Origin of the sequence: Saccharopolyspora rectivirgula DSM 43747 (assembly GCF_000497205.1) — a bacterium.
GTDB lineage: Bacteria > Actinomycetota > Actinomycetes > Mycobacteriales > Pseudonocardiaceae > Saccharopolyspora > Saccharopolyspora rectivirgula.
Genome location: NZ_AYJW01000125.1, coordinates 1 through 2,484, shown reverse-complemented (window position 1 = coordinate 2,484; position 2,484 = coordinate 1). Strand labels below are relative to the sequence as shown.

Genomic DNA, 2,484 nt, shown 5'->3' with positions numbered 1-2,484 from the left:
GTCGGGAACCAACCGCTGTGACAACGCATCAACCACAGACGATGATCTTGCCCTGAACACCGATCAAGATCCAAACGAGACACGCTCTTAGAGTCCCCGAAGGGGTCTGTACGCGTGGACAGCGGTGCTTCGATGTGAGAGTCGGGGGGGCAACCTCAGCTCCAATGGGAGTCAACTGCTGGAAGGATGCACCACTGGTGTGTCCTGTGGTGGTGAACGAGTGGATAGTTCCTGTGGGATGCGGTGATCTTTAGATGCTGATACCCGGATGCCCTCTCCCGGGTACCAGCATCCTTTGCCATCAGCCGACGAGATCGTCGGTTTCTTCCTGCTCTTCTTCACTCTCTTCGAGCTCTTCGAGCAGCTCGACCGGCATGACGTATTGGGAGATTTGCTGAGCGATCTTGAGTGGCCAGGGAAGTGAGACAGAGTAGGCGTAGTGAGGCGCTGCCCAGCGAAGCTCATGGGTGAGTGCGGCCCAGTCTTCGGGAGCATCGCCAGGCTGAATGGCTGCGACGGTGATCTCAAGTGCGCGTGAATTCCACACCGGTGTCTTTGTGCGAGCGTTGACTAGTTCCCCCTTGACCCAGCGCGGAACTAGCTTCGAAGCGTCCTTGACGGCTTTGCGGGCTGCGGGCGGCTTCTCGCCAGTGCTTAGAAAGATCCTGTTATCAGCAACCCAGTAGCCAGGAGAGTGGCCTGCGTTCTTGTCATTATCTGCGTAGGTGTCGGGCACTTCGTCTCGCTCAGGTGTGCGAACTCGAACGTGCCGCAGTCCTGGGTAGCGCGTGATGGGCTGCGGCCGGTGTCCGAACTGAATCATGTCGGGCTTCATCGTGCTATTGCTAAGCGCAGACCAACCCCATCGGAGATTTTGCGCGCAAGTGAGCAGGAGAAGACTTGGGAACTGGCGTGCGACGCTGCGCAACACACCGTCGAAGAAGCGGGTGACCTCTTCGGGAGTGCGTCTCTGGTCAGTCAGCATGTGTCGACGGTTGATTTCGTGTTGTGCGCGGTGGAGTGGCATCCATTTGACATTGGGTGCACAGGCTTTGATCTCCCGGCCTGTGGGGTCGATCAGGACCGCGACAGGGATCTGGCGAGTGATCCCTTCCCAGTTGCGTTGATTCTGTCGGATTAGCCAGAACGCTAGATATGCCGGAGCCGTGGTGATGCTGGTGCCGTTGAGGGGAACAGGTAGATCTTGGATGCGAACACCGAGTTGACGCAGAAGGTCATACCAGCAGTTCTTCAAGGTTTCAGAACGACTCCTCGAATCATCGGAGTCCTTGGCGACATCCTTCCCACTGGTAATGCACTGGGCGAGTCGCCCGGTTCGTGAGAGTCCGACCTTGATGGCGAACTTCGGATCCGCGGCGCGCTCCTTGCCTTGGTATGACTTTTTTCCTTTGATCTCTACCAGAGAGATCGTGGGAGCTTGGGCCTCGCCAAGCTCATCCTCGATTGCCTTAGCCCGAGAGCTGACGGCTGTCTTAAGACGCTCACGAGGGTTAGCGATGTTTCCGTCGACGGTAAGTCGTCCTCCGCACCGGCCGACGGGTCTCACCGAGGAGAGGATAGTGAGTTCTTCAGTCGTGATTACTTCCGGTTTGCCAGTGGTGCGATTGGTGTCCTCGGGTACTGCGATGCCGAGGAGGGTAGCGAGGGCTGCGCGGGCTTGATCTTTCGTTTCCCGGGTGTCGTAGAGGATGTCCACGCCCAGGGTGGGGCCGATCACATCGGCAATGGCTGCCCGGAGCTGTTGGGGAGTAGCAGTGCTGTATTTATCCTTCTTGAGCTTGTTGTGGTCCAGGATGAAGTGGGTACCTTTTCGTAGCGGCTCAACTGGTTCGAGATAGGGAGCCAGTGTTTCGCTCGCCCACTCGAGCATGGGAACCTTGTCGGCGAGGGAAGTGCCTGCAGCGACGGGATGGTCGAAGGTGGTATACATGCCGTTGCGGAAGACCAGGGCGGCAGCATCGACCTCGCTGAGCCCAGCGACCGGGTTCTTTTTCAATTCTTCAGGGCTGGGCAGCATCTCGTAGATGCCAAGCTCTCGCAGAATTTGTTCGAAGTGGACTCCCGCCCAACGTGCTGAATATTCGAATCCCTCTTTTACTTTGGTGGAAGATTTCCTCCGTAGTTCGATCTTGGCTACGAGGAAGCTGCGGGAGTGAACAAGACCGGATAGCCACGGTAGTTTCGGGAGCATGTAGACGCTGTGATCGCGATTCAAGCTCAGCGTCACTTCTTTGTGAGCCCAGCGGCGCGTTCCCGTGGTCAGATGCACTAGTGGTGCTGGATCGAATGGCCGGGTCTGGGTAGTCAGTCGGATCAGGAATGAAAATGGTTTGTTGGGAACGTGGTGCGGTGGCCAGCTCATAACGCAGGCACCCTGCGGGGCGGGGCAGCGCCGAAACGTTGAAGTCGCTACCACAGTCGGTTTCTCGTCCTGGTCAAGTTTCTTGGGGTTGTTCGGTCGCA

The 2,484-nt window shown here is 57.6% G+C and carries 1 protein-coding gene; it reads right to left on the bottom strand.

Going from position 1 to position 2,484, the window contains the following annotated elements:
- Positions 1-301 precede the first annotated feature (301 nt).
- On the bottom strand, positions 302-2,437 hold the full coding sequence (locus SREC43747_RS20860; protein WP_236623280.1) for an RNaseH domain-containing protein: 2,136 nt from the start codon (positions 2,435-2,437) through the stop codon (positions 302-304).
- Positions 2,438-2,484: the final 47 nt, after the last annotated feature.